General features: G+C 67.0%; 19 protein-coding genes. 16 read left to right on the top strand and 3 right to left on the bottom strand.

Annotated features, from left to right (window positions below):
• Window positions 1–9 precede the first annotated feature (9 nt).
• From VGI12_11850 to VGI12_11810, 9 genes are read left to right on the top strand one after another with little or no spacing between them, the layout of a single operon-like run.
• Window positions 10–915: a methyltransferase domain-containing protein gene (locus VGI12_11850; GenBank protein ID HEY2433357.1), complete on the top strand. Its 906-nt coding sequence runs from the start codon at window positions 10–12 to the stop codon at window positions 913–915.
• Complete coding sequence (locus VGI12_11845; protein HEY2433356.1) at window positions 902–2,152, top strand: glycosyltransferase; 1,251 nt, start codon at window positions 902–904, stop codon at window positions 2,150–2,152. The genes VGI12_11850 and VGI12_11845 overlap by 14 nt, the downstream gene beginning before the upstream one ends.
• Window positions 2,152–4,080, top strand: coding sequence for an asparagine synthase (glutamine-hydrolyzing) (asnB, locus tag VGI12_11840; GenBank protein ID HEY2433355.1), 1,929 nt, complete (start codon window positions 2,152–2,154; stop codon window positions 4,078–4,080). Before VGI12_11845 ends, asnB begins: the two co-directional genes overlap by 1 nt.
• Window positions 4,073–5,593, top strand: coding sequence for a hypothetical protein (locus VGI12_11835; GenBank protein HEY2433354.1), 1,521 nt, complete (start codon window positions 4,073–4,075; stop codon window positions 5,591–5,593). Before asnB ends, VGI12_11835 begins: the two co-directional genes overlap by 8 nt.
• A gap of 10 nt (window positions 5,594–5,603) precedes the next feature.
• Window positions 5,604–6,446 carry a class I SAM-dependent methyltransferase gene (locus tag VGI12_11830; GenBank protein HEY2433353.1) on the top strand — a complete coding sequence of 281 codons (843 nt, stop codon included), beginning with the start codon at window positions 5,604–5,606 and terminating at the stop codon, window positions 6,444–6,446.
• Window positions 6,447–6,457: 11 nt separating this feature from the next.
• The gene (locus VGI12_11825; GenBank protein HEY2433352.1) at window positions 6,458–7,819 is read left to right on the top strand and encodes a polysaccharide biosynthesis C-terminal domain-containing protein; all 1,362 of its coding nucleotides are present in this window, start codon (window positions 6,458–6,460) and stop codon (window positions 7,817–7,819) included.
• 44 nt (window positions 7,820–7,863) lie between these two features.
• Window positions 7,864–8,670, top strand: coding sequence for a class I SAM-dependent methyltransferase (locus VGI12_11820; protein ID HEY2433351.1), 807 nt, complete (start codon window positions 7,864–7,866; stop codon window positions 8,668–8,670).
• Window positions 8,667–9,887 (top strand): glycosyltransferase, encoded by a 1,221-nt coding sequence (locus VGI12_11815; protein HEY2433350.1) that lies wholly within the window; start codon window positions 8,667–8,669, stop codon window positions 9,885–9,887. Before VGI12_11820 ends, VGI12_11815 begins: the two co-directional genes overlap by 4 nt.
• Complete coding sequence (locus VGI12_11810) at window positions 9,881–11,698, top strand: hypothetical protein (protein ID HEY2433349.1); 1,818 nt, start codon at window positions 9,881–9,883, stop codon at window positions 11,696–11,698. Before VGI12_11815 ends, VGI12_11810 begins: the two co-directional genes overlap by 7 nt.
• Before the next feature lie 8 nt (window positions 11,699–11,706).
• Here the strand turns inward: VGI12_11810 and VGI12_11805 are convergent, their stop codons facing one another.
• Entirely contained in the window at window positions 11,707–13,515 is a 1,809-nt protein-coding gene (locus tag VGI12_11805) for a fibronectin type III domain-containing protein (GenBank protein ID HEY2433348.1), read from the bottom strand.
• A gap of 199 nt (window positions 13,516–13,714) precedes the next feature.
• Here VGI12_11805 and VGI12_11800 point away from each other — a divergent pair, with 199 nt between their 5' ends.
• From VGI12_11800 to rffA, 7 genes are read left to right on the top strand one after another with little or no spacing between them, the layout of a single operon-like run.
• A complete protein-coding gene (locus VGI12_11800; GenBank protein HEY2433347.1) occupies window positions 13,715–14,410 on the top strand; it encodes a WbqC family protein in 696 nt (231 codons plus the stop codon).
• Window position 14,411: 1 nt separating this feature from the next.
• Window positions 14,412–15,335 (top strand): glycosyltransferase family 2 protein, encoded by a 924-nt coding sequence (locus VGI12_11795; protein ID HEY2433346.1) that lies wholly within the window; start codon window positions 14,412–14,414, stop codon window positions 15,333–15,335.
• 19 nt (window positions 15,336–15,354) lie between these two features.
• Window positions 15,355–15,957 (top strand): class I SAM-dependent methyltransferase, encoded by a 603-nt coding sequence (locus VGI12_11790; protein ID HEY2433345.1) that lies wholly within the window; start codon window positions 15,355–15,357, stop codon window positions 15,955–15,957.
• Between the two features lie 4 nt (window positions 15,958–15,961).
• Window positions 15,962–16,621, top strand: a complete 660-nt coding sequence (locus VGI12_11785; protein HEY2433344.1) for an acetyltransferase — start codon at window positions 15,962–15,964, stop codon at window positions 16,619–16,621.
• Window positions 16,618–17,523, top strand: coding sequence for a hypothetical protein (locus VGI12_11780; protein HEY2433343.1), 906 nt, complete (start codon window positions 16,618–16,620; stop codon window positions 17,521–17,523). The genes VGI12_11785 and VGI12_11780 overlap by 4 nt, the downstream gene beginning before the upstream one ends.
• Window positions 17,520–18,248, top strand: a complete 729-nt coding sequence (locus tag VGI12_11775; protein ID HEY2433342.1) for a class I SAM-dependent methyltransferase — start codon at window positions 17,520–17,522, stop codon at window positions 18,246–18,248. Before VGI12_11780 ends, VGI12_11775 begins: the two co-directional genes overlap by 4 nt.
• Window positions 18,245–19,378 carry a dTDP-4-amino-4,6-dideoxygalactose transaminase gene (rffA, locus tag VGI12_11770; GenBank protein HEY2433341.1) on the top strand — a complete coding sequence of 378 codons (1,134 nt, stop codon included), beginning with the start codon at window positions 18,245–18,247 and terminating at the stop codon, window positions 19,376–19,378. The genes VGI12_11775 and rffA overlap by 4 nt, the downstream gene beginning before the upstream one ends.
• A 3-nt stretch (window positions 19,379–19,381) precedes the next feature.
• Here rffA and VGI12_11765 read toward each other — a convergent pair whose 3' ends face one another.
• Both VGI12_11765 and VGI12_11760 read right to left on the bottom strand, forming a co-directional pair.
• Window positions 19,382–20,971, bottom strand: a complete 1,590-nt coding sequence (locus tag VGI12_11765; GenBank protein ID HEY2433340.1) for a hypothetical protein — start codon at window positions 20,969–20,971, stop codon at window positions 19,382–19,384.
• 184 nt (window positions 20,972–21,155) lie between these two features.
• On the bottom strand, window positions 21,156–22,376 hold the full coding sequence (locus tag VGI12_11760) for an acyltransferase (protein HEY2433339.1): 1,221 nt from the start codon (window positions 22,374–22,376) through the stop codon (window positions 21,156–21,158).
• Window positions 22,377–22,463: the final 87 nt, after the last annotated feature.

Raw genomic sequence — 22,463 nt, 5'->3', positions numbered from 1 at the left:
CATTCCAACTTGCAGCTGAACCTGAAGTGTCTGAAATGCGGGACCACGCCGCTCGGCCGCGGCCCCGAGTCGTGGGTGTGTGCCGCGTGCGGCGCACAGTACCCGATCATCGGCGGCGTGTCGCGCTTCGTCGACTCCGAACACTACGTCGGCTCGTTCGGGTTCCAGTGGAACACCTTTTCGCGCGCCCAGCTCGATTCTGCGAACGGCACGACGCGCAGCCACGACATGTTCGAGGAGAAGACCGGGTGGCGCGTCTCGACGCTCCAGGGAAAGCGCGTGCTCGACGCCGGCTGCGGCATGGGACGCTTCGCCGAGGTCTGCGCAGCCGCCGGCGCTGACGTCCACGCCATCGATCTCAGTACGGCCGTGGAAGCGGCGGCGCGCAACCTCTCGCACCGGGCGAATCTCTCGTTCTACCAGGCGGACATTTTCAATCTGCCGTTCGCCGAGGGCAGCTTCGACGCCATCTACAGCATCGGCGTGCTGCACCACACGCCCGATACCCGCCGCGCCTTCCTCAGCCTCGTGAAACTGCTGAAGCCGGGCGGCCGGATCGCGATCTGGGTCTACGCCAAGAAGCTCCGCCTCATGTTCGGCGGGGAGATCCTCAGGCTGGTCACTCCGCATCTGCCGAAAGCGGCGCTGCTGAAGGCCTCGCGCGTCGCGGTCCCGCTCTATCACGTGCACCAGTTGCCGCTCGTCGGCAGGCTGACGACGGCGTTGCTGCCGACCAGCCTGAATCCGGATCCCGAGTGGCGATGGCTGGACACCTTCGACTGGTACTCGCCGCGCTATCAGTGGAAACACTCGTACGCCGAAGTCGAGGGCTGGTTTCGCGAAGCCGGCCTGACTGAAATCGCGCGGGAACCGTTCCCGGTTTCGGTCCGCGGTGTCAGCCATGCACGTGGATGACGCGCTCGCGACCGCCGGTGCGCCCACGCCGCGTCGTATCCGCGTCCTCTTCATCATCGGCACGCTCGACGTCGGCGGATCGGAAACGCAGCTCGCCGAGCTCGCCGCGCGGCTCGATCGCGCCAGCTTCGAGGTCACCGTCTGTGTGATGAAGACGGGCGGAGCGCTGGCCGCGCCGCTCGCGGCGCGCGGTGTGCGGGTCGAGACGCTCGGATTCACCAGTGCTCGCCAGGTCCCGTGGCGGCAGCGGCCGCGTGCAGTGTTCGACGCCTGGCGGGGGATCGTGCGCCTGTGGCGGTTGCTGAGGCGCGAACGACCGGACGTCGTGCACGGCTTCCTCGTCCCGGCTTACTTGCTCGCGACGTTCGTGGGACGGCTCGCCGGCATCCGCACGATCGTGTCGAGCCGTCGGAGTCTCGGACTCTTCAAGGAAAAGAAGACGGTCTATCTGTTCTTCGAACGGATCGCGGACCGCATGACGGATCTGTTCATCGCGAACTCCGAAGCGGTGCGCGCCGACACGCTCCGCCGTGAGCCCGTGTCTCCTTCGCAGATCATCGTCATCCACAACGGACTCGACTTCGAGCGCCTCGACCTCGCTGCCCCGGCGGCGGATCTCCCGTCCGACAGCCGGCCGCGGGTGATTGTCGTCTCGAACCTGATCCGGTACAAGGGCCACGAGTTCTTCCTGCGCGCCTGGCGCGACGTAGTGCGCCGGGTTCCAGGCGCCACCGCGCTGCTCGCCGGCGACGGTCCCATGCGCGGGACGCTCGAGTCGATGTGCCGCGAGCTCGGCATCGAGCAGACGGTGACGTTTCTCGGCGTCCGCAGCGATGTCCCCTCACTCCTTGCGGCGTCCGATCTCTACGTGCATCCTTCCCTGCAGGAGGGCTACTCCAATGCGCTCCTCGAGGCGATGGCGGCGGGTCTTCCGGTGATTGCCACCGCGGTCGGCGGCAACGTCGAGGCGGTGGAGGACGGCGTGACGGGCTGCCTCGTACCGGCCGAAGACGCCGCGGCGCTCGCCGCGGCGATGATCCGCCTGCTGTCGGAGAAGTCCGGTGCGAAGGCGATCGGTTCCCGTGCGCGGGCCGCCGTGCGGGCGCGGCACGGGCTGGCCGACGGCGTCCGCTCGTACGAGGCCGTGTATCGCCGGCTGGTGATGCCCGCCGCCACGGGCGACGCCATGCGGGACCGCGCCGCCTCGGCCACTGCGCACGCCGGAGCCGATCGCTGATGTGCGGCATTGCCGGACGCGTGAACTTTCGCTCGGAGCGGCCGCCGGATGCGCACACCGTCCGGCGGATGTGCGATCTGATCGCACATCGCGGCCCTGACGGGTCCGGCGTCGTGGTCGACGGCTTCGCCGCCCTCGGGCATCGCCGGCTGGCGGTCATCGACCTCACCGAGGCCGGGGCCCAGCCGATGGCGTCTGACGACGGTCGGCTGTGGGTCACGTTCAACGGCGAGATCTACAACTTCCTCGAATTGCGTGCGCGGCTCGAGGCGCTGGGGCACCGGTTCCGCAGCGAGAGCGACACCGAGGTGATTCTCGCCGCCTACCGGCAGTTCGGCGTCGAGTGCGTGAAGCACCTGTCGGGCATGTTCGCGTTCGCCCTGTGGGATGCCGGGCGCCGGCGGCTGTTCGCGGCGCGGGATCGCGCCGGGAAGAAGCCGTTCTATTACCGCGAGGACGCCGACGGCCTGGCGTTCGCGTCGGAGCCCAAGGCGTTCCTGGCCGAGCCGTCCTTCGTACCAAGTCCGGATCCGACGGCGCTCTCGCACTACCTGACGTATCAGTACGTGCCGACGCCGATGTCGGCATTTGCCGGCGTGCAAAGGCTGCCACCGGCGCACTATCTCGTCGCCGAGCAGGGACGCACGTCGGTCCACCGCTATTGGACCTTGAGCTACAAGACCACGCCGCGTTCCGAAGGCGAGGCCGTCGAAGAACTCCGCGGCCTGTTCCGCAGCGCGGTCCAAGCGCGTCTGATCAGCGATGTCCCGCTCGGGGCGTTCCTCAGCGGCGGCATCGATTCCGGCAGCGTCGTGGCGCTCATGGCGGAGCTCGGCAGCGGTCCCGTCAAGACGTTCTCGATCGGCTTCGAGGAGAAGCGCTTCGACGAGCTGGAATACGCCAGGCTCGTCGCCACCCGCTATGCCACGGACCATCACGAGTTCGTCGTCCGGCCCGACGCGGTGTCGATCCTGCCGAAGCTCGTGTGGCACTACAACGAGCCGTTTGCAGACTCGTCGGCCATCCCGACCTTCATCCTGTCGGAGCTGACGCGGCGGCACGTCACGGTGGCATTGAACGGCGACGCCGGCGACGAGAATTTTGCCGGCTACGATCGTTACCGCGCCGCCGTGCTGGCCGGGCGGTTCGACCGTCTTCCTGGCGCGGCGAAGCGGGCGGCGCAGCGGCTCGCGTCGCTGGCGCCGGGGGCGCCATCGCGAAGCCTGCTCGGCCGCGCCCGCCGCTTCTTCGGCGCGATCGGCGACGATCCGCGCCGGCGCTACGTGCGCTGGATGTCGCACTTCGACGATCGCCTCAAGCGCGAGCTGTGCCGGCCGGAGTTTGCCGCCGCCGGCATCGACTCCGGGGAAATCCTCCTGCAGCAGTATCAGGCATCCGACGCGCCGGATTTCGTCGATGCGACGCTCGACGTCGACGTCCACAACTACCTGCCGGACGATCTGCTGGTGAAGGTCGACATCGCGACGATGGCCTTCGGACTCGAGGGGCGGTCGCCGCTGCTCGACCACCATCTGATGGAATTCGCGGCCAGCCTGCCCGCGTCGCTGAAGCTGCGCGGCAACAGCCAGAAGTACATCTTCAAGCAGGCCGTCGGCCCGTTGCTGCCGCGCGCGATTCTCGAGCGGCCGAAGATGGGGTTCGGCGTGCCGCTCGAAGCGTGGTTCCGCGGCGATCTGAAGGACCTCGCCTATGACGTGCTCCTCAGCCGCCAGTTGCGCGAGCGCGGCTATTTCCAGGAGACGGTCATCCGCCGCCTGCTCGACGAGCACACGCGCGGCGAGCGCGCCTGGCACTATCAGCTCTGGAACCTGCTGGTCCTCGAGTTGTGGCATCGCACCTTCATCGATCGCCAGCCCGCCGTCTGTGCCGCGACGCTGAGCGATCTCGGGGCGCTCGCCGTTGCCTGACGCGGCGGCGTTCGACGCGCCAGCCCGTCTCCCGAACCTGTCAGTCGGGCCGGCGTGGGCGGCCCGCCAGGCCGTGACCATCGCCGGCGTCGCTGCGCTGTTGGCCGCCACCGTCGGCGCCGCCGGCCTGCTGCACCCGAATACGTCGTTTGCGTTCATCATCGCCGGGGCGCTGGCCATGGCGCTGGCGATCGCCGCGATCGAAGAACGCGGCCATCGTTCGTTGAGCCTGAACCTGTTCCTCTGGGCGCTGGTGGGCAGGGTCGTGGTGGTCACCGTCTGTTTTCTCGCGGCCGCCCGCGAAGGAGGGCCGTTCCTGGGCGCCGACGCCACCGAGTACTTCAGCGGCGGCCTCGAGCTCGCGGCGAACGCGTTTCACCTGCCGTCGCCGGCGGTGATGTTCTTCGGGTCGTACGACGTCGGCCAGTACTACCTGTTCGCCGTGATGATCCGCTACCTGCACGCGGATCTGTTCGGGCTGCAGGTGATGAACTGCGCGTTCACGGCGCTCGCCGCGCCGCTGACCTACGCGATCGCCCGCGACGTCGTCCCGCGCTGGGCCGCAGCGCTCGGCGTCGTCGTGGCGCTCTCACCTTCACTGATCGGGCTCTCGGCAATCGACCTGCTCAAGGATCCGTCGATTGTCTTTGCGCTGCTGGCGTTCGTCTGGCTGCTGATGCGTCTGCGTACGGCGGGCGACGCCGTCTGGGCCGCCGGGCTGGCGGTGGTGGGCTGTTGCCTGGCGCTGTACCTGCGGACGAGCCGCTTCTACGTGTTCGCGTACGTCGAAGCCGCGTTCGTGATGACGATGATCGTCATGGTCCGGACGCGGACGCGCGCGTTCGCCAAGCCGCAGGCGCTCGTCCTCGCGGTGCTCGTCTTCCTCGTCGTCGAGATCGCGCCGACCAGGGCCTTATGGCCGACCTCGCCGGTCATGTTCGTCGCGATGAGCGGCCATACTTTGAATACCGCCGGCATGCGCTGGTCGTCGACCGGATTTCTGCAACGCCGCATCCCGGGCCTGGCCCGGCTGCCGCACGCCCCGGCCGCGACTCCGAATCACGGCATGCTGATGCTCGGCATCGACATGGTGCGCCGCGTGTTCGGGCCATTCCCGTGGATTCTGCCGAGGACGTGGACGTTCGCGACGCTGCAGGAAGGCCAGTACTACCTGTTCCCCGGCATGCTGATCTGGTACGCCGCGCTGCCGTTCGCCGCGCTCGGCTTCGCGCTGAGCGGCTTCGCCATGCTGCGGGGAGCGGAGCACCGGTTTGCGGTGCTGCTGCTGTGGTGGTTCGCGGCCTTGTACTTCGCGCAATACCTGCTGATCAACCTGTCGTTCCGGCAGCGTGAAGCCGCCATGCCGATTCTGCTCATCTTTGCTGCGCAGGGTATCGAGCGCTACGCACCGGACTGGCGCCGTCTGCCGCGCTGGTACCGCCGATACTGGCTGGCGCTCATCGTGGTGGCGATCCTGCACGTCACGGTCCGGGCAATCCTGCACGCTTCATGAACGCCCACGGGTGAACCGACTGATGGAGAAGGGGCTCTACGCGAATCGGCCGTTGACTTCGGGACACCCCGAACTTGCGCGGCGTGCCGTCGCCGCGTTCTCGGCCACTCAGGACGCCGGTGACAGCCGCGCCGAAGACATCAGGTCGATGGTCACGTGTCTTTCCCGGCTCCGGCCGCTGCCACCCGCGTCGCGCGTCGTCGTCGTCGGCTGCGGACCAAAGCCGCTGACCGCGACCGAGCTCGCGGCCATGCAGTACGAGGTGACGGCAGTGGAGCCGGTCGAGGGGTTCGCCGACGCGGCGCGGACGTTCGTGGCCGGTCGCGCGGTGGTGATTACGGGAACGGCCGAGAAGATGCCGATTCCCGACGAGTCGCAGGATGTCGTCGTGTGCGAGAGCATCCTCGAGCACGTGGAATCGCCGCGCCTGGCGCTGAGCGAGGTGTATCGCCTGCTCAAGCCGGGCGGCGTCGCCTGGCTGGTCACGACCAACAAGTGGCGGTTCTCGGTGCTCGGCCACAACGGCGAGTACAACGTCCCCTTCTTCAACTGGCTGCCGCCGGTGCTGCAGGAGGCCTACGTGTTCCAGCACCTGCATCACAAACCATCGCTGGCCAACTATTCGCTCCGCCCGGCCGTGCACTGGTTCACCTATGCCGCCCTGTGCCAGGCAGGCCGGGACGTGGGCTTCAGCCGTTTCTACTCGATCGTCGACCTGGTCTCTCCGCAGGACCCGCAAATCGCGAACAGTGTCTTCCGGCGGACGGTGCTGCGCCTGATCTCGGCTTCGCCCTGGATCCGCGCGTTTGCGCTCACGCAGATCGGCGGCCTGATCGTGATGGTGAAGACGTAGGCTGGTCCAGCATGCCGCCTCCGCGATCCCCGTCGGTTGCGGCGCAGACCGCGTCGGTGTTTGCCAGCTCGATGGCGCAGTACGTCCTGGCGTTTGTCGCCAGCGCGTTGCTGGCGCGGCTGCTGGGCCCGGCCGGCCGCGGCATCTACTACCTGCCGCTGCTGGCCGCGTCCACGATTCTGGCGTTCTGCAAACTCGGCGTCGACCAGGCCAACATCTATCTGTACGGATCGCGTGGCGTGGATGCGGGACGCCTCTCCGGACAGAACGCGGGGATCGCGACGGTGATGGGTCTGCTCGGCCTCGGCTGCACGATGCTGCTGCCCTGGATGATGCCGTGGCTGTTTGCCGCCACGCCCCGGCTGTTCCTGATCGGCGCGGGGCTGACGGTGCCGCTGGGGGTTCATCTGCAGCTCTCGGCGGGTCTGCTGTCGTTGTACGGCCGGCCGCTATGGCCGTACCGGGCAGCGTCGATCGCCGCGATCGCGCAGATCGCCGCGACAGTAGGACTGATGCTGGCCGGCCGGATCAGCCCCGGTACCGCACTGGCGGTGACGGTGTTCGGGACGCTTGTGAACTGGTCGATCGTCGCGATCGTGCTGCAGCGCGCTGCGCCGATGCGGCTGACCTTCGACGCGCCGTTGCTGCGTGAGACGCTGCGGCATGCCTTTGTGCTGTACGGCGCGTCGCTGCTGTTGTTCCTGCATCTCCGCCTCGACATGTTCATGGTCGAGGCCTGGCTGGGGGTGACCGCATTGGGTCTCTATTCGCTCGCCGCGGTCCTGGGCGAGACGCTGATGCTGGCCACCGAATCGATCGCGATCGCCATCCTGCCGGGACAAGTCGTGGGTTCGCTCGAGGCGGCAGCGGCCCGGGCGCTGCGGGCGTCGCGGGCGGTGATCGTCGTCGGCGGCGCGCTGGCGCTTGGCTGGCTCGTGCTGGGGCTGCCGGTCATCCGAATCGTATTCGGAGACGCGTATGCCGGCGCCTACGGACCGCTGGTCGCGCTGCTGCCGGGCATGATTACGCTGGGCGTCCAGCGCGTCTGCAGCGCGCCGGCGCTCCGGACCGGACGTCCTGGCGTGATTTTCGCGATTTCCGCGCTGTCGCTCACGGCCAACGCGCTGCTGAATGTCGTGTGGATCCGGCGATGGGGCCTGTACGGCGCGTCCTTCGCGTCGACTGTGTCGTACACGGCCAGCACGCTCTTGTTCTTCATCTGGACGGCGAGGCTGGCCGGCCAGCCGCTGCGCGAGGCCCTGCGGGTCACGGCCGAGGATCGGCAGTTGCTGCAGCGCCTGGTGCGCTACGCCGCCTCGCTGATCCCGTTCGGCGCCACCGGACCACGCTCCGGCGGGGCAGCGCGACTCTGACACGGACCGAGGCTATGGCACAGACGAACGAACACTCAGACGCATTGCGGACGCAGACGCGCCGAAGCTTCGGCTATCAATGGACCGAGTTCGGCGAGATGACGGAGCAGTTCCGCGGAGATTTCCTGAATTACATTCACCCGCTCGGGCCGGAGTTCTTCCCCGGCAAACGCGGCCTCGACGCAGGCTGCGGTTTCGGCCGCCATCTGTTCCATGCGGCGCGGTTCGGCGCCCGGATGACCGGACTCGATTTCAGCCGGGCGATCGAGCGCGCGCACGACATTACGCGCGGCGAAGCGAACGTCCGGCTGGTGCAGGGCGACATCCTGCGGCCGCCTTTCGAGCCCGGGGCGTTCGACTTCGTCTACAGCCTCGGCGTGCTGCACCACACGGTCGATCCGGAAGGCGCGTTTCAGGCGCTCCGCGCCCTGGTCCGGCCGGGAGGATCCATCTTCGTGTGGGTCTACAGCAAGTCGCGCCGCTGGACCAACGCGTTCCTGGAAATGGCGCGCGCGATCACTTCACGCCTGCCGTTTCCTCTCACCCGTGCGCTGTCATGGTGCGGCGCCGTCGTCGACACGGTGGGTTTCATCTGGCCGTACCGCCTGCTGCGGCGGATCGCCGGGCCCGGGGTCGACCGGTTCGTCCTGCCTCGCGTCCGCGTCTACGCGAAGTATCCCTTCCAGGTCTGCTATGCCGACTGGTTCGATCGTCTGTCGGCGCCGATTCGCTACTACTACGATGGCGACGATCTGAAGGGGTGGGCTGCACGGGCCGGGCTGGTGAACGTGTCCGTGTCGCAAACCGGGCTGTACGGCTGGCGTCTCTATGGCGAGGTGCCGCCGCAGTGACGGAGCCGCTCCAGGAGCGGCGGCTGCGCGTGCTTCGCGTCATCGCGCGTCTCAACATCGGAGGTCCGGCGCGCCATGTGGTCCTGCTCGACCAGGGGCTGGCGGCGCACGGTTGGGACACCCGGCTCATCTTCGGCTCGTCCGGCCCGGCGGAAGGATCGCTACAGAGTCTTGTCGAGGCGCAGCAGCTGCCGTTCACCTACGTGCCGTCGCTCGGCCGGCGCATTCACGTCTCCGATGACCTTGCCGCGTTCTGGCAGGTGCTTCAGGCGTTCCGCCGCTGGGCTCCGGACGTGGTCCATACTCATACGGCCAAGGCCGGCGCGCTCGGACGCTGTGCGGGTATCGTCTACAATCTGACCCGCCGCCGCCGCAAACGCTGTGCGCTGGTGCACACGTTTCACGGCCACGTGTTCGAGGGATACTTCGGCACGGCGGGCAGCGCGGCGGTGCGAGTCGTCGAGCGCATCCTTGGCACGGTCACGGACACCGTCGTGGTCATCTCCGACAGACAGCGGCGCGACGTCGTCGATCGATTCCACATCGCGCCGGCGGCTCGCGTGCGGGTTATTCCCCTCGGGCTGGATCTGGCGCCGCTGCTCGACCCCGTGGATCGCCAGGCGGCGCGGCAGGCGATCGGCGTCTCGCCTGCAGAGGTCGTGGTCGGTTACGTCGGACGGCTCGTGCCGATCAAGCGCGTCGGACTCCTGATCGAGGCGTGCGCGCTCGCGCGCCGGCGCCTTCCAGCGTTGACGCTGGTGATCGCCGGCGACGGCGACGAGCGCGCCGGCCTCGAGGCACTGGTGCGAGAGCGGGGTATGGAAGGCAATGTCAAGTTTCTCGGCTGGCGGTCGGACCTCCGCGGCCTGTATGGCGCGATGGACGTCTTTGCGTTGACCTCGGCGAACGAGGGAACCCCGGTCGCGCTGATCGAGGCGCTTGCCGCCGGTGTGCCGGCTGTCGCCGCGGCCGTAGGCGGAGTGCCAGACGTCGTGGGCGAGGGCGGCGGCGTCGATCTGATCGACTCTTCGGACCCGGCGGCCTTTGCTGAGGCGATCGTGCGGATCGCGTCCTCGAGGTCCGAAGCCTCTGCCGCGTCTCGACGCGCCATCGTCCAGCGTTTCGGCGCCGACCGGCTGGCCGCTGACGTCTCGCGCGCCTACGACGATGCGCTGTCCTCGCGCCGCGGCCCGAGAGACTCGCCGCGATCATGGTGAACCTCCACTCGTTCACCGCCTCGGTGGTCGTCGCGGGCGCGGTGGGGTTCCTGGTGGTCCTCGCGCTGACGCCGCTCGTGCGGATCGTCGCGCATCGGGTTGGCGCGGTGGCGCACCCGAAATCGGATCGCTGGAACACGCGTACCGTGCCGATGCTCGGCGGTACCGGAATCTTTCTCGGCACGCTCGTCGGCTTCGCGACGGCGGGACGGTGGTCGCCCGGCATGCTGCCGGTGGTCGTCGCGGGCGCGGCGATGTTCGCGGTCGGTCTGATTGACGACTTCCTGCATCTGAAGCCGAGCACGAAACTCACGGCCCAGACCGCCGCCGCTTGCCTGGCGGTGATGCTCGGGGGAGCGCCCGAATGGTCGGGCACCGGTCTCATCGGCAACCTCTTCGCCATTCTCTGGATCATCGCCGTCACGAATGCGCTGAATCTTCTCGACAACATGGACGGGCTCTGCGCCGGGATCGCGGCGATCGCGGCGTGCGGGTTCACGATCGATCTGATCGGCGCGCAGTCGGTCGTCGCGATCTACGCGGCGGCGCTGGCGGGCGGCTGCCTCGGGTTTCTCGTCTACAACTTCAAGCCGGCGTCGATTTTCATGGGGGACGGCGGCAGCCTGTTCCTCGGCATCAGTCTCGCCACGCTGTCGTCGGTCGGCGGGGCCAGCGCCGGCACCCGCCTCGTGTCGTCGGTGGCCGTTCCGGCGCTGATCCTGATGATTCCGATCTTCGACACGACCTTCGTGACCCTCTCGAGGCTGCTCTCGACGCGCTCGGCCGCACAAGGCGGCCGCGACCACACCTCGCACCGGCTGGTGGCGATGGGCTTCTCGGAGTCGGACGCGGTGCTGATTCTGTGGGCGCTCGCGGCCGCCGGCGGCCTGGCGGCCGTGCTGGCGCAGCATTCGTCCACTTCTGACGCCGTGCTGGTCGGACCGCTTCTGCTGATTACGCTGGTGCTCCTCGGCATTCAGCTCGCGCGCGTCCGCGTCTATGACGGCGACGATTTCTCGCTGCTGCTGCGCCGGCCCTACACGCCGCTGCTGCTCGACGTCGCTTACAAGCGCCGCATCTTCGAAGTCCTGCTGGATCTCGTGCTCGTCGCGTTCTCCTACTACGCGGCCTACGTCATCCGCTTCGATCGCGAGTTCCCGCTGTATGCGGGCCTCTTCGAGAAGTCGCTGCCGGTCGTCATCGCCTGTCAGCTGACGTGCTTCTTCGCCACCGGAGTCTACCGCGGCACGTGGCGCTACATGGGCCTGGGCGATGCGACGACCTACGTCAAAGCGATTGCGCTCGCCGTGCTCAGCAGCATCATGGTGGTGGTGTACGTCTACCGGTTCGAGGGCTTCTCACGCGGCGTGTTCGCCATCGACGCGATGCTGCTGGCGCTGCTGGTGGTGGGATCGCGCCTGTCGTTCCGCATCGTCGGCGACGCGGCCGGGCGCCACCGCCGGACGGGGCAGCCGGTGATCGTCTACGGGGCCGGTGACGGCGGTGCGCTGCTCGTCCGGGAGCTGCGTGACAATCCGCATCGCGGCTACGAGCCGGTCGCGTTCCTCGACGACGACCCGGCCAAGCATCGCCGTCGCATGATGCGGCTGCTGGTGGTCGGTGGCGCCGAGACGCTGCCCGACGCGGTTGCCGAGTATCGTCCTTACGCCGTCATCATCAGCACCGACAAGATCGATCCCGCGCGTCGCGCCGCCGTCGAGCGCATCTGCTTCGAGAGCGGCACCGCCCTCATGCAGCTGCGCTTCCGGCTCGAGCCGATCGTCCGGAGCACGCCGGCCGCGATCGACTGACGCCGGCGTTACGGCTGGATGCCGAAGAGCGCGGTGCCCATCCAGCCTTCGTAGGTCAGCGTGGATCCGGCGCTGCGCACCCACACCTGCACCACGTGATTGCCGATGTCGCCGGCGGCCGGCGTCCAGGTGACGGTGTTTCCCGTGGCCCAGTCCCGCAGCAGCGTCCAGCCGACGTTCTCGGTATAGAGCACAAACTTGTACTGGAGGGGCGACGCCGTGCCGCCGTTCGCCATGGCCGTCCAGGTGATCGCGGTGCCGACCGACGCGGGCAGCGCCGTGTTGGCGCTCAGCGAGACGACCTGCGCCGGCCCGCTCGCCACGTTGATGTAGTCGGTGCCCTGCCACAGATCGTACTGGGCCGTCGATCCGACCTTCCGGGCCCAGACCTGGAACAAGTACGACCCGGCGGCGCTCGGCGTCCACACGAACGTGTTGGTGGTGCTGTAGGCGCGCGCGGCACTCCAGGTCCCGGTCGTCTGGTTGTAGAGATAGAACGCGTACTCGAAGCTGGCCGTCGTATCGCCGACGAGTGCCGTGACCGTCACCGGCGTGCCAGGCGGCAGCGGCGACAGCGCCCCGACCGTGAGCTGAAGCGGAGCCCTGACGATGTCGTAGAGCGGCAGTCCGGCCCAGGCGTCATACGTCGCGGTCGAACCGTTGCTGCGGGCCCACACCTGCATGCCGTAGTTGCCTTCGCTGCCCCACGCGGGCGTCCAGCTGTAGGTCATCGCCGTCGACCACGGCTGCACGATCGACCAGCCCGACACGGCGGAGTAGCGGACGAACTGATACTGCCGCGCACCCGTCTTGCCGCCTTTCGCCCGAACGGTCCAGGTGATGGGCGTGCCGGTCGGCGAGGGGAACGAGCCGTTTGACGTAAAGCTGGTGATCTGAAGAGCAGTCGTGGTGGCAATCGACAGCGTGCTGGTCGAGCCCCAGACTTCGTACTGGGCCGTGCTGCCGACGCGGCGAGCCCACACCTGCAGTGCGTAGTTGCCGGTCGCCGTCGGCGTCCACGTCGCGGTGTTGGTCTGCGCGTAATCGCGTACCACCGACCACACGCCCGATCCCTGGTTCAGGACCAGGAACTTGTATTCGAGCGTGGCGCCCGACGTGCCGGCGACCGTGGCGGTCCACTTGACCGGGTTGTTGGTCGGCGACGGGAAGTCGGCGTCCGAGGTGATCTGCACCTGGGTGGCGCTCACGTCGAACGCGTTCGAGCCGACCCAGGCTTCATAGGTGGCCGTCGAGCCGACGCTGCGCGCCCACACCTGCACGTAGTGGGAACCGAGATCGCCGAGGCTCGGCGTCCACTTGAAGCTGGGCCAGCTGCTGTAGCCCTGAGCCACGGTCCAACCCGTGGAGGCGCTATACAACAGGAATTCGTATTCGACCGGCCCGCGCGTGCTGACGGCCGACGCTGTCCACGTGACCGGCGAGCCGATCAGCAGCGGATAGCCCTTGTTGGCGGTGAAGGAGGAAATGGTGGTCGTGCCGGGCGGAACCGGGGCAGGCAGCTGGACTTCGTTGGAGAAGCCGCTCTTGAGGCCGGCCGTGTTGTAGGCCTGCACGGCAAAGTAGTAGTCGAGCGAGATGTCGAGGCCCGTGACCGTGAACTGCGTGACGTTCCCGACGTCGATGGACCGGGCGTAGGTTCCGGTCTTGGTACCGTAGGAAACCATGTAGCCGGTGACATCGGACTCTGTATTTTTGTCCCAGGCAAGGGTGGCGCTTTGGGCCTGAGCCGTCGCTGCTGAAGCGAGAAGAAGCCCAGCAGTTATCAGCAGATAGATGCCCTTGTACACTCGACTCATCTCAAGCCCCCCTGCAACCGTGCGCGACCTGGACAGCAAGCGGGATACCAGGACAGGCCTGTCTTGATAACTGCTGAAAAAAAAGGGCTTATCGTAAGGAAGCCGACCTCGCTACCGCCCAGCTTCCGGGCAGATCTGCACAGATATGTGATTCGGATCACACCGGGAGGCCCTCTGTTAACATGGCGCGCCGATTCCAATGCCGGGAAAACGGGTCGCCATCATCCAGTCGAGCTATATCCCTTGGAAGGGGTATTTCGACCTCATCAGATCGGCCGACCATTTCGTGCTGTTTGACGACGCCCAGTACACGCGCCGGGATTGGCGGAATAGAAACAGAATCAAGACGGCCGAGGGGCTCGCCTGGCTCACTATCCCAGTGAAGTCGAAGGGGCTTTATACGGCGCCGATCCGCGCCATGGAAGTGGAGCGAGCCGACTGGCCGTCGGCGCACTGGGGGGTGATTCGCCGGAACTACTCAAAAGCGAAGCACTTCGAGTCGATCGGCCCGGCGATCGAAGATTTGTTCGCGACCTGCGCGGATCATCGCCTGAGTCAGATCAACCGGCACTTCATCGAAGGGCTGTGCGGCATGCTTGGCATTCGGACTCCGCTATCCTGGTCCTGGGAGTACGAGATGGCTCCCGGCCGGAGTGAGCGGCTCCTAAGCATCTGCCAGCAACTTGGCGCCGACACGTATTTGAGCGGGCCCTCCGCCGCCAGCTATCTCGACGAGGATCTGTTTCACCGTGCGGGTGTGCGGATCGACTATGTAAATTATTCCGGCTATGCGGAATATTTACAGCTCTATCCTCCCTACGAATCGCAGGTGAGCGTGGTCGATCTCCTGCTCAATGTCGGCCCCGATGCGGCCGCCTATCTGAAGGCGTTCTGACGTGGATCTGACGATCGTCAGCACGCTGTATCGATCGGCCCCGCATCTGCGGGAGTTCTACGCTCGCGTCAGCCACGCCGCTGCGGCGATCACGCCGCACTACGAGATCGTCCTGGTCAACGACGGCTCTCCCGACGAATCCCTCGGCGTGGCCCGGCAACTCGTCGAATCCGATCCGCGCGTCCGGGTGGTCGACCTCGCGCGCAATTTCGGCCATCACAAGGCGATGATGACGGGGCTGTCGTATGCCGGCGGCAGCCGAGTGTTTCTCATCGACTGCGATCTGGAGGAGGATCCCGAACTCCTCGCCGAGTTCGATCAGCGGATGCAGGCGAGCGGAGCGGACGTCGTCTACGGCGTCCAGGCGCAGCGGCGCGGCGACATGGTCGAGCGCCTCAGCGGCTGGCTGTTTTTTGCGTCCTTCAACGCCCTGTCGCCCCACGAGCTGCCGGCCAACGTCCTGACCGTCCGTCTGATGACGCGGCGCTACGTGGAGGCGCTGCTCCGGCACCAGGAGCGCGAAACGATCATCGCGGGTCTGTGGGCGATCACCGGGTTCGAGCAGCTCGCGGTGACGGTCGCCAAGCACGCCCGTAATTCGACGACCTACAGCCTGCGGCGCAAGGTCGCGATCCTGGTCAACTCGGTGACCTCGTTCAGCGACGCCCCGCTCGTCATGGTGTTCTACCTGGGGCTGGGGATCAGCCTGCTCGCGATCGCCGCGGCCGCCTATCTGCTGGTCAGGCGCCTCTTCTTCGGCGTGCTGCTCGCGGGCTGGCCGTCGCTCATCGTCTCGGTCTGGCTGCTCGGCGGATTGACGCTCTTCTGCCTCGGCATCCTCGGCATCTACCTGTCGAAGATCTTCATCGAGACGAAACAGCGGCCGTATACGATAGTCCGCGACGTCTATGAGCGCCGCGAGTGATGCGGGCAGGCACGCGCCGGTGCTCCGGTCCGTGTCGACCTACTACCAGGGCAGGCTTGACGAGTTCGGACCGACGGCCCGTGGCGTCGACTGGAACTCGACGGAATCGCAGCGCCTGCGCTTCGCCCAGCTCCTGCGCCTCGTCGAGGGGGCGGACGCGTTCTCGATCAACGACTACGGTTGCGGCTATGGCGCGCTCCTCGACTTCCTGCTGGAACGGCCAGCCGCCTTCACCTACACCGGGTTCGACGTGTGTCCGGCGATGATCGCGGCGGCGCAGACGCGGCATGGAGGCACGGCGAACGCGCGATTCACCGCGCGACCGGATGTCGCGCCCGCCGACTACACGCTCGCCAGCGGCATCTTCAACGTGAAGCTGCAGCACGCCGCAGGCGACTGGCGCGAGTACGTGCTCGACACCCTGGTCGACTTGCATGGGCTGAGCACGCGCGGCTTTGCGTTCAACATGCTGACCAGCTATTCGGATCCCGAGCGGCGGCGCCCGGATCTCTACTATGAGGACCCGCGGCAGATGTTCGATCACTGCCGGCGCGCGTTCGGCCGCGTCGCGCTGCTCCATGACTACCCGCTGTTCGAGTTCACGGTGCTGGTGAGGAAGTAGCCGCATGTCAGACGTGGTGATCTTCGGCGCCGGCGACATCGCCAGGCTGGCGCATTTCTATTTCACGCACGACTCCGATCGCAAGGTCGCCGCCTTTGCCGTCGACGCCGAATTCCGCAGCGCCGACTCGTTTCTCGACCTGCCCCTCGTCGCGGTGGACGATCTGCCCAGGCTCTTTCCCCCCGGCCGCGTCGACGCGTTCGTCGCGCTCAGCTACGCCGGCATGAACGCCCTGCGGCGGGCGAAGTTCGAGATGGTCCGCCGGCTCGGCTACGCGTGCGCCACCTACGTCAGCTCCCGCTGCAGCTACCTCGCGAAGGATCCGCCCGGCGCCAACTGCTTCATCCTCGAAGACAACACCGTGCAGCCGTTCGTGCGGATCGGCGACAACGTGACGCTCTGGAGCGGCAACCACATCGGCCACGACTCCACGATCGGAGATCACTGCTTCATCAGCTCCCATGTCGTGATTTCCGGGCACGTCACGATCGGCGAGGCCTGCTTCATCGGCGTCAACGCGACGCTCCGCAATTCCATCCGCATCGCCGATCGGACGCTGATCGGCGCCGGCGCGGTGATCATGAAGGACACCGAGCCCGACAGCGCCTACCTCGGCACGCGCGCGCAGAAGTTCCCGAAGCGCAGCGATCAGATCGACCTATGACCCGCGGGCGCTGGCAGAAGCAAGGCCAAGTCGTCGTCCCCGGCAAGCGGCCGTCGTGGAGCCGGACACACGTGGCGCTCCCCGTGGTCGCGTCAAGTCCCGCCGGCAGCGTGCTGTATTTCACGAGCCGCGATGGCCGCGGGCGATCGCATGTCGCACGGGCGGCTCTCTCGTTCGACCCGCTTCGCGTCTCGCCGGTGAGCGCGTCGCCGGTGCTGCGACCGGGTTCGCTCGGTGCCTTCGACGATGCCGGCGTGACCTCGTCCTGCGTGATCCAGGCGGGCGGGCAGACCTTCCTGTTCTACACCGGCTGGAGCCTGGGCGTCTCGGTTCCGTTCTACCTGCAGTCGGGCGTTGCCGTCAGCGACAACGGCCGCCGCTTCCACCGGATCTCCGCTGCGCCGTTGCTCGACCGCTGCGACGTCGATCCCTATCTGAACGCGTCGCCGTGGGTGCTCGTCGAAAACGGGATCTGGCGCATGTGGTACGTCTCGGGAACCGGCTGGCAGCGCCGCGGCAGCGCCGTCCGACATCGCTACCACATCAAATACGCCGAATCGGCCGACGGCGTGGCATGGCGTCGGCGCGGCCACGTCTGTCTCGATTACGCCTCGCCGCGGGAGTACGCCTTCGGCCGCCCCTGCGTCCTGAAGGAGGGCCGCACCTACCGCATGTGGTTTTCATCACGGGGCAGCCGGTACCGAATCGGGTATGCGGAGTCGAACGATGGCCTGTCGTGGACCCGCGACGATGCGGCCGGGGGGCTCGCGCCCTCCGCGGCCGGGTGGGATTCGGAGATGACGGCCTATCCCTGCGTCTGGCGCCGCGGCGGCCGTCTGCACATGCTCTACAACGGCAACGGCTACGGCGCGAGCGGGATCGGGCTCGCCGTCGGCGTATGACCGATGCGGATTACCTGCTGTCCGAGCTCGTGGCGGCGGAAGGGCGACACTTCTGGTTCGATGCGCGCCGGCGCGTCATCGCGCGCATGGCGCAGACCTATTTCGCGCAGGCCCGGCGCTGCCTCGATCTCGGTTGCGGCACCGGGTTCGTGCTCGACGGCCTGCGGCGGGCTCTGCCTGGCTGCCGCTGTGTCGGGTGCGATCAGCACCGCGCATCGCTCGAGGTCGCCAGGCAGCGTGGCGTCACCGTCGTGCGTGGGGCGGTCGATCGGCTGCCGTTCGCGGCGGCGTTCGACCTGGTGCTCGCGCTCGATGTCATCGAGCACCTCGACGACGACCTGGGCGGCGTGGCGGCGATTCACGACGTGCTGCGGCCCGGCGGCGGTCTGGTCTTGACCGTGCCGCAGCATCGCTGGCTCTGGAGCGAGGTGGACGTGTTCAGCTGCCATCGCCGCCGCTACACCCGCCGACGGCTTCGCAGCGTGGTGGAAGCGGCCGGCTTTCGGATCGAGCGTATGACGTCCATCTTCTCGCTGACGCTGCCGGTGCTGCTCGCGTCGCGCCTGCGCCAGCGGCGGACATTCGTCCCGTCGCGCGAGTTTCAGATTCCCGGCGCGATGAATGCCGCGCTGAAGTCCATCACCAACCTCGAATGGGCCGCGATCGACGCGGGCGTCAACTTTCCCGCCGGCGGCTCTCTGCTCCTGGTCGCGCGCCGCCGATGAATCCATTCCTGCCCTTCAACCGGCCATACCTGACGGGCCGGGAGCTCGAATACGTCAGGCAGGCCGCCGAGCGCGCTCACCTGTCGGGGGACGGCGGGTTCACGCGCCTCTGTCACGGCTGGCTCGAACGGCAGGTCGGCTGTCGAAAGGCCCTGCTCACCCATTCGGGTACGGCGGCGCTGGAAATGTGCGCGTTGCTCGCCGACATCCAGCCCGGCGACGAAATCGTCATGCCGTCGTTCACGTTCGTGTCGACGGCGAACGCCTTCGTGCTGCGCGGCGGCGTACCGGTCTTCGTGGACGTCGATCCCGACACGCTGACGATCGATCCCGCAGCGGCCGCGGCAGCGGTCGGTCCTCGCACACGCGCCGTGGTCGCCGTCCACTACGCAGGCGTCGCCTGTGCGATGGACGAGTTGACGGCGCTGGCGCATGACCGGAGCCTGCTGCTGATCGAAGACGCGGCCCAGGCGCTCGGCTCGACGTTCGGGGCGCGCCCCCTCGGCTCGTTCGGACCGTTGGCCGCGACGAGCTTCCACGAGACCAAGAACATCATCTCGGGGGAAGGTGGCGCGCTGCTGATCAACGACGAACGCTTCGTCGAGCGCGCAGAAGTCGTGCGCGAGAAGGGGACCAACCGCCGCCGGTTCCTCGCGGGAGAGGTCGACAAATACACATGGGTCGACGTCGGCTCGTCGTTCCTGCCGAGCGAAATCACCGCCGCGTTCCTTTGGGCCCAGATGGAAGAGGCCGAGCGGATCACCACCGACCGGCGCAGCGTCTGGGAGAGCTACTACCAGCGCTGTGAGACGCTGCACCGCCGCGGCGTCCTCCGGCGGCCGATCATCCCTCGCGGGTGCGTCCACAACGCGCACATGTTCTACGTGCTGCTCGAGAGCGAAGCGGTGCGGACCCGCGCGATCGCCGGGCTCGCAGACGCCGGCGTCAACGCCGTGTTTCACTACGTGCCGCTGCATTCGTCGCCAGCCGGACGGCGGCTTGGGCGAGCCGCCGGTGCGCTGGCCGTCACCGACCTCGCCAGTGCGCGACTGCTTCGACTGCCGCTGTGGGTCGGAATGAGCGCGGGCGACGTGGACCGGATCGTGTCCGTGCTCGAGCGCCTGCTCTGAGCGTCAGCGCAGCGGCATTCGACTGAGCCCCTGCGCCACCGCAATCAGATTCGACATCGCGACCCCGCCGCCGATCAGGATGAGCCCGAACAGGGCTGGTCCAGGATCGCCGGCTCGATCGTTCACCCACTCGAACATGAGGACGATGCCAGCCAGGGTGAGAGGGAGGATCAGCATGTGATCGTACATGTAGGGGTGGATAGAGATCGACTGAGGAAAGAGCACCAGCGAAAACAAGTAGGGCGCCAGCAGGAACAACAGGATCCGGCTGAGATCGATCGAGGAACGCCACGCCCGCGTGCCCCGCAACGCCGCGAAGGCGACGAGCGGTACGAAGGCAGGAAAGAGCAGGTCGGTGGTGGGCCGGCCCCAGCAGCAGTTGGCACACGGCGAGACCACGGCCTGGATCATATTCGTGAAGTATCGCGTGTCGCCGTCCAGCCCCGAGCGGAACAGGAAGGGGCTGCCTACCGGCGTGTAACCGTGCCACCTGATGAGCAGCCACGGCAGCATGTAGGCGACGGCTCCGGTGACGAGCGCGAGTCCAGCGGCCCGTACGACCAGACTGCCGCCGCCGGCACCCTGCCTGGTTGCGCCGGACCGGAACCAGAAGAGACAGGCGAGCGCCGTGATGACCATCGGCGTGTGCACGGGACTCAAGGCGACCAGGGCGATCGTACCCGCCAGCACCATCCGCCGATTCACCGGCTCGATCAAACCTGCGGCGACGAAGATCAACACGCCGGCCAGCAGCGGATACGGATTGTCGCTGCTGTAGCGCAGCAGGTCGTTCCAGAACCGGTAGGTCGTCACGACCAGCCCGCACGCCGTGAACAGCGCCGCCAGTTGCAGCGGCGCCGGCGTATCGCCGACGAGGCGCGCTCGACGGATCAGGGTGAACACCGCGGCGACGAGTACGGCCATGTAGAGCACCGGCACGGTGTTGGTGGCCACGAAGAGCGGCACGCCCGCGGCGGCCCGCACCAGCAGCGCCCACCCGTACATCGCAAACAGGTATGGATGGACGTGGTTGGCATACGGGTGGTGCTCCTCGAGACTCTGGAACGTTCTCCACCCGAGGAAGAGATGCTCGCTCACCGGATGCGTTTCCCAGATCGAGAACGCCACCGCGAGCGGATCGGATTGGCACTCCTTGTAGACGATCCGATCCGTCGAGAACAGGTAGCCGCCGACGCCGATGTCGGAGACGAGGGCCAGCCAGAAGAACGACGACCAGATCACCGCCAGGAACAAGGGAAGCCTGGCCTGCCATGGCCACCGGGGCTGCTCGACGCTCTGCAGCATCGACGCCGCGAACAGCCACGCGGCGATCACCCACAGGCGGCCGTCGAGCGACACGAACGCGATTTGCGGTACGTGCAGGAGCGAGACCGCCGGCAGCACGAACGCCGCCAGGATCGCCAAGGGGGCCCAGGTGAAGCGGAGCCGTGGACGCGCGCCGACCAGGAACGCCGCGGCGATCAACCCGAGCGCGGCGGCTCCGCGTCCACTCCGGCTGTGGAGGACGAACAGGTAGACGAGATGCTGAAGGACGACCACGATCCAGGTCGTCCGGCTGGTCACGGTGGGCATGCCGTGCGGATGTTAGTCCAACGTTCGCGCGAAGTCAGCAGGGCGCTGGCCCGAGTCGGGCGAACCCGCGAAGCAGCGGGTCCGTCATTGGATGGCTGAAGAAACCCCGTCGAGAGCCAGCCGTCGTAGAGTGCCGATGCACCGGCGCAGCGCACCCACACCTGCATCACGTACGAACCGCGCTCTACGGCACGGGCTGCACACTCGCCGAAACCGAGGTTCCCTGCCTGGGCTCGTATCTGAAATGGCTCTTCAGCTCGAGAAACCGCCGTTCAAGGAGATGGTAGCTCGCCCACCCCAGAAATATCGAACCTCCCACGCCACCGATGGTAAAAATCGCTACGTCAGCGAGCGCGACTCCTGAAGCAGTCGCGGTCAGCGGTCCGTACCACCCGATTAGGAGGATCTGTCGAAACGGCCAGTGCCAGACGTAAATGCCGTAGCTGTACTTTCCAATCGCCCGCATCACGCTGCTCGTCAACCACCGTGGTGCAGGCTCCCGCAAGGCGATAATCAGGGCGCATACGAATGTCATCGCCACGATCGAATGCCCCGCCGTCACCACGATCCACTCGCTCGAATAGAAGTGAGGCACCTTCAGGAATATGACTGCGAGAATCGTGAGGCCACCGACTAACCCCGCCGGTGCGATTTGCGCGAGGCGCCTTCGCCATCCCGCGTCCCGGACCAGAATCGCGGCGAGCGCGCCCAGTGCGAGCGCATCGACGCGAGTCAACGTGAAGCGATACGCACCGGCCCAGTCCCCGGATCGCAGCCACCAGAACCGAAGGCCAAGGGCGCCGAGCGATAGCAACACGCAGATGCGAACCAGCGCTCGCACCGAGAAGGTCTTCACGAGCCACGGCCAGAAGAAGTAGAACTGCTCCTCGATCGTCAGCGTCCAGAATTGTCCAAGGATGCCGGCGTTTGCGATGTAGCCGAGGGCCATCCCAATGTTGAGAGTGTACGTCCACAGCCAGATCTGACCGCCAAGGGCCTGCCCGAGAAGCGCCGTCGCTCGCGAAGGAAAGAGCGCCGGTAGGACCAGCAGACAAAGAATCAGAACGGTGTAATAGAGCGGAAAGATCCGAAGGATTCGTCGAGCGTAAAATCGGCGGTAGTAGTTCGGCTGATCACGTGATTCCAGCAGAATGCTCGTGATCAGGAAACCCGACAACACGAAAAACAGATCGACACCCGACCACCCGACGTAGAAGATGCGTTCAATCCAAGCAGCACCCGGGAACGGGATCCGATGCGGGAGATCAGCGACGACCCCGAAATGTTCCATCAGCACGAGCAGGATCGCCAGGCCTCGAAGGCCATCGAGCGCCGGGACGTGTGCTATGGCGCCGCCCGGATCCCCCTGTGATTCCGGCGCGAGTTTTCCGTGTGTCGAGGGCATATTGGCAGTTATCTGCCAGCGGAGGATAGCATCAACGCAAGCGCCCCCCAAGTAGACAGGGCGGCGACGCTGTAGGCGTTCGGCGCG

Source organism: Vicinamibacterales bacterium, assembly GCA_036496585.1.
Taxonomy (GTDB): Bacteria; Acidobacteriota; Vicinamibacteria; order Vicinamibacterales; family 2-12-FULL-66-21; genus JAICSD01.
The sequence above is the reverse complement of the archived record's forward strand: the minus strand, read 5'-3'. Positions and strand labels throughout refer to the sequence as shown.

Coding starts and splice junctions, on each gene's coding strand:
- VGI12_11845 (HEY2433356.1), top strand. CDS start 902: ATGCACGTGGATGACGCGCTCGCGACCGCCGGTGCGCCCACGCCGCGT.
- asnB (HEY2433355.1), top strand. CDS start 2,152: ATGTGCGGCATTGCCGGACGCGTGAACTTTCGCTCGGAGCGGCCGCCG.
- VGI12_11825 (HEY2433352.1), top strand. CDS start 6,458: ATGCCGCCTCCGCGATCCCCGTCGGTTGCGGCGCAGACCGCGTCGGTG.
- VGI12_11810 (HEY2433349.1), top strand. CDS start 9,881: ATGGTGAACCTCCACTCGTTCACCGCCTCGGTGGTCGTCGCGGGCGCG.
- VGI12_11805 (HEY2433348.1), bottom strand. CDS start 13,515: ATGAGTCGAGTGTACAAGGGCATCTATCTGCTGATAACTGCTGGGCTT.
- VGI12_11800 (HEY2433347.1), top strand. CDS start 13,715: ATGCCGGGAAAACGGGTCGCCATCATCCAGTCGAGCTATATCCCTTGG.
- VGI12_11785 (HEY2433344.1), top strand. CDS start 15,962: ATGTCAGACGTGGTGATCTTCGGCGCCGGCGACATCGCCAGGCTGGCG.
- VGI12_11780 (HEY2433343.1), top strand. CDS start 16,618: ATGACCCGCGGGCGCTGGCAGAAGCAAGGCCAAGTCGTCGTCCCCGGC.
- VGI12_11775 (HEY2433342.1), top strand. CDS start 17,520: ATGACCGATGCGGATTACCTGCTGTCCGAGCTCGTGGCGGCGGAAGGG.
- rffA (HEY2433341.1), top strand. CDS start 18,245: ATGAATCCATTCCTGCCCTTCAACCGGCCATACCTGACGGGCCGGGAG.
- VGI12_11765 (HEY2433340.1), bottom strand. CDS start 20,971: ATGCCCACCGTGACCAGCCGGACGACCTGGATCGTGGTCGTCCTTCAG.
- VGI12_11760 (HEY2433339.1), bottom strand. CDS start 22,376: ATGCCCTCGACACACGGAAAACTCGCGCCGGAATCACAGGGGGATCCG.